General features: G+C 39.9%; 10 protein-coding genes. 5 read left to right on the forward strand and 5 right to left on the reverse strand.

Annotated elements, in window-relative coordinates; translation table 11 throughout:
- Positions 1-76 precede the first annotated feature (76 nt).
- From ACF8FD_RS05865 to ACF8FD_RS05875, 3 genes are all read left to right on the forward strand, one after another.
- Positions 77-565, forward strand: coding sequence for a heme-binding protein (locus ACF8FD_RS05865; RefSeq protein ID WP_171455695.1), 489 nt, complete (start codon positions 77-79; stop codon positions 563-565).
- Between the two features lie 54 nt (positions 566-619).
- Positions 620-976 carry a hydroxyisourate hydrolase gene (gene uraH, locus ACF8FD_RS05870; RefSeq protein ID WP_168390229.1) on the forward strand — a complete coding sequence of 119 codons (357 nt, stop codon included), beginning with the start codon at positions 620-622 and terminating at the stop codon, positions 974-976.
- 181 nt (positions 977-1,157) lie between these two features.
- On the forward strand, positions 1,158-1,412 hold the full coding sequence (locus ACF8FD_RS05875) for a TIGR03643 family protein (protein WP_068911416.1): 255 nt from the start codon (positions 1,158-1,160) through the stop codon (positions 1,410-1,412).
- Positions 1,413-1,426: 14 nt separating this feature from the next.
- Here ACF8FD_RS05875 and ACF8FD_RS05880 read toward each other — a convergent pair whose 3' ends face one another.
- Both ACF8FD_RS05880 and ACF8FD_RS05885 read right to left on the reverse strand, forming a co-directional pair.
- Positions 1,427-1,561, reverse strand: a complete 135-nt coding sequence (locus tag ACF8FD_RS05880) for a DUF2256 domain-containing protein (protein WP_205667043.1) — start codon at positions 1,559-1,561, stop codon at positions 1,427-1,429.
- 3 nt (positions 1,562-1,564) lie between these two features.
- The gene (locus ACF8FD_RS05885; protein WP_205667042.1) at positions 1,565-3,088 is read right to left on the reverse strand and encodes a cryptochrome/photolyase family protein; all 1,524 of its coding nucleotides are present in this window, start codon (positions 3,086-3,088) and stop codon (positions 1,565-1,567) included.
- A gap of 371 nt (positions 3,089-3,459) precedes the next feature.
- Here ACF8FD_RS05885 and nudC point away from each other — a divergent pair, with 371 nt between their 5' ends.
- Complete coding sequence (gene nudC / locus ACF8FD_RS05890; RefSeq protein ID WP_104221973.1) at positions 3,460-4,233, forward strand: NAD(+) diphosphatase; 774 nt, start codon at positions 3,460-3,462, stop codon at positions 4,231-4,233.
- A 160-nt stretch (positions 4,234-4,393) separates the two neighbouring features.
- Here nudC and ACF8FD_RS05895 read toward each other — a convergent pair whose 3' ends face one another.
- The 3 genes from ACF8FD_RS05895 to ACF8FD_RS05905 all read right to left on the reverse strand — a co-directional run bounded on the left by ACF8FD_RS05895 (position 4,394) and on the right by ACF8FD_RS05905 (position 5,202).
- On the reverse strand, positions 4,394-4,591 hold the full coding sequence (locus ACF8FD_RS05895) for a hypothetical protein (protein ID WP_019837892.1): 198 nt from the start codon (positions 4,589-4,591) through the stop codon (positions 4,394-4,396).
- 65 nt (positions 4,592-4,656) lie between these two features.
- Positions 4,657-4,884, reverse strand: coding sequence for a hypothetical protein (locus ACF8FD_RS05900; protein ID WP_004761266.1), 228 nt, complete (start codon positions 4,882-4,884; stop codon positions 4,657-4,659).
- A 102-nt stretch (positions 4,885-4,986) separates the two neighbouring features.
- A complete protein-coding gene (locus ACF8FD_RS05905) occupies positions 4,987-5,202 on the reverse strand; it encodes a cold-shock protein (RefSeq protein WP_004799092.1) in 216 nt (71 codons plus the stop codon).
- Positions 5,203-5,682: 480 nt separating this feature from the next.
- Between ACF8FD_RS05905 and ACF8FD_RS05910 the strand changes: the two genes are divergently transcribed.
- The coding region (locus ACF8FD_RS05910; RefSeq protein WP_392453275.1) for a lipocalin family protein at positions 5,683-6,224 on the forward strand (542 nt) is incomplete at its 3' end.

Genomic DNA, 6,224 nt, shown 5'->3' on the forward strand with positions numbered 1-6,224 from the left:
CTTTGTAATGTGATTGTCATCATCTAAATCATTCAGATTGTATAAGATTTTTAAAACTTAATTCAGGGCAATCATGATGAACAAACTCAAAGGGCTTATTGCAACAGTAATGCTGATGAGTAGCAGTACTTTTGCACAATCCGTTCAATTGAATCAAGTTTATTCACTTGATTCTCAGACAGCACAAACTCTTATTGATGCTGCTATGACCGTATGTCAAAAAATACAGCATAATATTGCCGTGGTGGTGGTCGATGGGGGAGGGAATACCTTGATGTCAAAGAGACATGAAACTGTCGGGCCACATAATTTGGGCGCAGCCGAAAAGAAAGCCTATACCGCTTTATCCACCAAAATGGCGACCATGTTGTTAAGTCAAAATGCCCATGAAAATAAGGATGCAAAAAATTTAACCACCTTATCAAATTTACTGTTGTTAGGTGGTGGCGTACCTGTGCGTTATGAGAGTCAAGTGGTCGGCGCCATTGGCGTTGCCGGAGCAGGGGGCGCAAAAAATGACCATTACTGCGCTGATACAGCTGTTAAGTCTATTTTCAATCCTTAAGGAATCCATCATGTTTAAAAATTATTGCCACTCTCAACACTATTGTTGACCTCAATGACTTTTGCACAAACTAACCCCTTAAGTGTGCATGTGTTGAATCTAGAAAATGGTCTGCCTTCTGCTCAAGTCGAGGTGGTACTCGAAAAAAGTACTGGGAATAAGTGGGTGAAATTAAATCAGCAATATACTGGCCCTAATGGCCGTATTACTGGATTGTTTCCTGAAAATCAGAAGCTTGAAGCTGGTATTTATAAAGTTACCTTTAAAACCGAGGACTGGTTTAAAAAAAATAAGCAAGATACCTTCTTTCCTGAAGTTCCTGTAATTTTTAAGGTAGATGGAAGTGTCAGCCATTATCATATTCCTCTACTTCTAAGTCCTTATGGATATTCGACTTATAGAGGCAACTAAGATTTAAAAGGGCTAGTCTAACTAGCCCTTTTATTTGTGTTTAGTCCGTAAACTAGAGAAAAATCACAAAAAATTCATGATCGTATTATTATGCTTTTAGTTGAATTAAAGTTGACTCAAGTTATGTAAATGAGTTGATAGAGCTTATTGAAGCTTCATAGTAATTAAAAATGAGAATGGCATGAATCAATTTTCTGAAGAAGATTTATCTAGAATTATCGAAATGGCCTGGGAGGATCGAACTCCTTTTGAAGCTATTCAACGTGAGTATGGTTTGAATGAAGCGGCGGTGATCCGCTTGATGCGGCAAAATATGAAACCCAGTAGCTTTAAAATGTGGCGTGCACGTGTGACAGGCCGAAAAACCAAGCATCTGCAGCTGCGTTTACCTGATGTGATACGGGCCTATTGTTCACGCCAATACAAGCGTTTCTAAGTTTTTGATTTTGCTTACCGTTTGGACTCACGTTTACATCGTTCAGAACAATATTGTACTTCCTCCCAGCAGCGGTTCCATTTCTTGCGCCAAGTAAAAGGGCGCAAACAGTGGATACAGATTTTTTCAGGGAGATGCTGTTTTTTCATCGTTTATAACTCATTGATTTGGCTAAGAAGTTGCTGGGCATGGCTGATAATCTGCTGCCGATCTTTAAGTTTATCTAGCTGTCGATAGATCATGCCCATACGTGGATGAGTAAGAAATTTCGCTTCATTCCGGATCATGAAATACCAGTACAGGCTATTGAACGGACAACTATCCAGCTCGGTACGAGTTTTGACATTGTAGCTACAGTGCTTACAGTAATCGGACATCTTATGGATGTAATTGCCCGAGGCGACATAGGGTTTGCTGGCCATCAAGCCTTCATCGGCATGCATCACCATGCCCAGCGTGTTCGGTAGTTCTACCCATTCATAGGCATCGGCATAGACTGCCAGATACCACTCGCTGATCTGCTGCGGGTCTATACCAGTTAATAAGGCAAAATTTCCAGTCACCATCAAACGCTGGATATGATGTGCATAGGCATGCTGAAAGGTATTACGGAAACACTCAGCCATACAGTTCATCCGAGTATGGCCTGTCCAGTAAAATTGTGGCAACGGTGCTGAATACTGTAGCGCATTGCGGTTGGCATATTCTGGCATGTACAGCCAGTAAATTCCGCGGACATATTCGCGCCAGCCGAGAATCTGTCGGATAAAACCTTCCACTGCATTCAGTGGTGCATGACTGGCATGGTAGGCAGCTTCTGCTGCATTACAGACTTCTCTGGGCAGCAGCAGGCCACAGTTCAGATAAGGTGAGAGCAGGCTGTGAAACAGAATGTCTGAGTCTTGAACCATGGCATCCTGATAATCGCCAAAATGTGGCAAACTGTGGATAATGAAATGCTCCAGTGCAAGTAGGGCATTGCTACGTGTGGTGGCCCAGCGGAAATTGTCAAGGCTGCCAGAGTTACGAGAAAATTCACGTTCAACCAATTCAAGTACATCCAGATCAATCTGATCGTGTTCAAAGTGAAGTGGTGCAGGAAAAGGGGGATTGCCAGCCCAGGCCTTGCGATTGGCGCTGTCATAGTTCCACTGTTGTCCAAGCGGCTGCTGTCTCTGCATCAAGTAGCCGGTCTGCTTGCGCATTTCCCGGTAAAAATATTCCATACGCAGTGTCTGGTAGCGGCTGGCCCAGTGCCGGAACTGCTCCAGACTACAGAAAAAACGTTCATCATTCAGGCATTGTACTGGCAATTGCAGCTGCTGGCTCCAATACTGTTCAATCTGCTGCTGTAAACGATATTCCCCGCAGTGCGTAATGACCAGTTCTGTGACTGGTAAGAGTTGCTGCTGTGACTCTACGAAATCCAGCAGGCTACGAATCGGACTATCAGATTTAAAAGCATGGTAACGTACACGCCAACCATCAGCTTTAAGCGCCTTGGCAAAGTGACGCATCGCACTAAAAATCAGCGCAATTTTCTGCGGATGATGGGCGACATAAGTGGCTTCCTCAACCACTTCGGCCATCAGAATTACATCCTGAGTGCGATCCAGTACTTTGAGCGTAGCTAGCTGATGATGAAGCTGGTCTCCCAGAATTAAACCGAAACGCATACCAATCTCAAAGTTTATAAACACTAGAACAGTGTAAATGTAGGCAGCTCAATTTTTTGTGAAAATACAGATCATCCCAAAGAGACTGTGTCAGATGCGGATCAACCATTGCACAGAAATCATCATCACTTGAGCAAAGCTGTATTTATCTATAAAAATTTCAAACCATTTTACAATACTCGAATTTAATGATTGTTTAATGCATAGTCGGTGTGAAAATTATGTGATTTTAATCAAAAAGATACAAATTATTGTGTTTGTAATTCAGGCAGCTTTCGCCTAGTATCTGGCTAGAAGTTACTCCATGTAAGCTTCCTTAGTTTTGTCCCATACATCCTCTGTGTGGGATTTTTTTTAATCAAGGAATTGTCATGAGCATACATTCAAAAGCGTATATTTTTAGACAGCAACAATTACTGGTGGATGAGCATTTCCAGTTGCCGCATGTAGAACGACTGCAGCATGACCTGAACCTGTTGGAAAATGGCGCGATCATTGCTCGTGACCTGAAAGAAGACGAACCGATACCGGAAGGTTATCAGCTGGTTCCGATCCGGCAACTGGTGCAAGTCTGGAGCATACCGCAGTTTGAACAGGCCAGCCGTGCGGTACAGTTACTGGAATGGCGCCGTAACCACCGCTTTTGCAGTAAATGCGGTCACGCCACCCAGCAGCATACCAGCCAGTATGCCATGGTCTGTCCATCCTGTTGCTATAACCAGTATCCACGGGTGAATCCTTGTGTGATTACTATCATCACCCGCGGCGAAGATGAAATTCTGTTGGCAAAAAATGCCCGCAATAAAACCCAGATGTATAGCCTAATTGCTGGATTTGTTGAAGTGGGCGAAACCTTAGAGGAGGCAGTACGCCGTGAGACGCTGGAAGAAGTTGGGCTGCAGATCAAGAATATTCAATATCTGGCTAGCCAGCCTTGGCCGTTTCCTAGCAACCTGATGATGGCTTTCAGAGCGGAGTATCACTCGGGTGAGATTCAGATTCAGGAAGATGAGCTCAGCGATGCGCAGTTTTTCAAGTTTAATCAGTTACCAGAGATTCCGTTCAAAGGCAGTATCGCCTATGCAATGATTCAGCATGTGATGCATGGAATGCCTGTGGCAGATGACAGCAAAGAGTGGCTTTGAAATTTTGAACAAATAATATAGTGCGCATTCTCGCTCTTTTAAGGGCGAGTTAAGCCACTAGAAATTTAAAATTATTATATGAGTTATAAATAATATAAAGCGATAATATATAAATATTTTTATATTATCATCTTGTTTTAGCTGTGAGTAGTTCATCGACTTAAATAATTTTGAAAATTTTTCCGCTAGAAGTACTTTGGAAAAACATTTCAAAACTGGGCCGAATATCTTCACCGTCCACGGTAATATATTTGACATGGGAACAAGACTGGCTAGCACTAAAATGGCGCTCAACCGTGGCCTGAATAGAATATTTGATACCAAATTGGTCTTTTACATTTAGATTTTGTTTAAACATTAGTTCACCTTTAACAAGATTATGGCAGAGCGGCTATTCAATTGATTAGGCAATATATTATTTTTTTAAATAACTTTTTGATTTAGCTTAAATAATTGATTTAAAGACGTATAAAATGTACGACCATCTAAATTTAAATCTACCTCAATTCCAGATTCCAGCAGAACTCTTTTACCGACTTCAATTTCTTTAAAACCTTGACGTGTATTCTGCATTTTATTTAAGGGAATTAAAGAAACGATAATTTCAGTACCATTTTTAGATTTTGCAATTAATTCATTAACTTTTAACAATTTATATCCTGTTTTTATGATTTTTTTCCAATATGGAACAACAACTTTTCTTTAAAATTAAAAAAGCACTGAGTAGTGCTTTTTCAACTCGTATTTTAGTGCTTATATAGCAACAATATTGACCGCATTCGGTCCTTTTTGACCTTGAGCAATACTAAATTCAACCTGTTGGCCTTCGAATAAGGTTTTAAAACCTGAGTTGGCAATTTCACTGAAGTGAGCAAAAACATCTGGACCTGATTCTTGTTGAATAAAACCAAAACCTTTAGTTTCATTGAACCACTTAACGGTACCTTTAACAACATTTGAGTTTGACATAATAAATCCTACTGATTTTTTAATAATTTTTAGTCATTTTATTGACTGCATATAACTTTGAAAATAATAAAGAATGAAACTTAAAATCTGAAAAAAACGAAGAATTAAGAATAAAACGACGATACTTAAGAGAGATTTAATGCAACAAGACTTTTTTCTAGTTGAGTTAACTATACCTTAAAAATAAAATTAATCAAGTTTTTTTATATGTATATTTAATTACCTTATAAAAGATGATTGGATATGAAAGTAATATGTTGATCTATTTGACTTTTTTAAACAATACTATCGACAATATTGCTACATTGAATCTGAAAAACCAATTTACCGCGTTAAAAGGGGATCCAATAAAAATGATTTTACCTATTTTTTCAGGCTATAAAATTGAAATTTTGCCTACATTCGTCCTGCATTTAATCTTCACATTTTGTTCACATCGACTTGGGTTATCTTAATCCTGAGATCTAACAGAGCTAAAAAATGAAGATGCGATTTAAGTCTGCTTTTGCAGCGATAGCACTGTCTATCATCAGCTTAAATACAACGACTCAAGCAGAAACTGCTGCGCCTCAGGCAGTTGAACGAATAGATATACAGAAGTATGCCGGTAAATGGTATGAAATTGCGCATTTACCGATGTATTTTCAGCGTAAATGTACAGCTAATATCACGGCACAATATAGCGTCAATGCCGATCAAACTATCGGCGTATTGAATAGCTGCCGAACTGCCAATGGTGAGATAATTAGCTCTGAAGGTGTTGCGTATTCGCAAAATCAGGGGAACAGCAAACTGAAGGTCAGCTTTTTGCCTAAAGGTTTAAGATGGATCCCCTTTACTAAAGGTCATTACTGGGTATTACGAGTAGACCCGGAATATAAAGTGGCACTGGTGGGTGGCCCAAGTAATAAATACCTATGGATTTTGTCACGTCAACCGCAACTAGATGAAGCAACTTATAAGTCATATATAGACACTGCAAAACATTATGGTTACGACGTCACAAAACTTATCAAATTGCC

Origin of the sequence: Acinetobacter sp. TYF_19, from assembly GCF_043105125.1 — a bacterium.
Classification (GTDB): Bacteria; Pseudomonadota; Gammaproteobacteria; order Pseudomonadales; family Moraxellaceae; genus Acinetobacter; species Acinetobacter johnsonii.

What these genes read in the sequence shown, in the direction of transcription:
- uraH (WP_168390229.1), top strand. Translation starts at nt 620, where the DNA reads ATGACTTTTGCACAAACTAACCCCTTAAGTGTGCATGTGTTGAATCTA.
- ACF8FD_RS05895 (WP_019837892.1), bottom strand. Translation starts at nt 4,591, where the DNA reads ATGTTTAAACAAAATCTAAATGTAAAAGACCAATTTGGTATCAAATAT.
- ACF8FD_RS05905 (WP_004799092.1), bottom strand. Translation starts at nt 5,202, where the DNA reads ATGTCAAACTCAAATGTTGTTAAAGGTACCGTTAAGTGGTTCAATGAA.
- ACF8FD_RS05875 (WP_068911416.1), top strand. Translation starts at nt 1,158, where the DNA reads ATGAATCAATTTTCTGAAGAAGATTTATCTAGAATTATCGAAATGGCC.
- ACF8FD_RS05885 (WP_205667042.1), bottom strand. Translation starts at nt 3,088, where the DNA reads ATGCGTTTCGGTTTAATTCTGGGAGACCAGCTTCATCATCAGCTAGCT.
- ACF8FD_RS05880 (WP_205667043.1), bottom strand. Translation starts at nt 1,561, where the DNA reads ATGAAAAAACAGCATCTCCCTGAAAAAATCTGTATCCACTGTTTGCGC.
- nudC (WP_104221973.1), top strand. Translation starts at nt 3,460, where the DNA reads ATGAGCATACATTCAAAAGCGTATATTTTTAGACAGCAACAATTACTG.
- ACF8FD_RS05865 (WP_171455695.1), top strand. Translation starts at nt 77, where the DNA reads ATGAACAAACTCAAAGGGCTTATTGCAACAGTAATGCTGATGAGTAGC.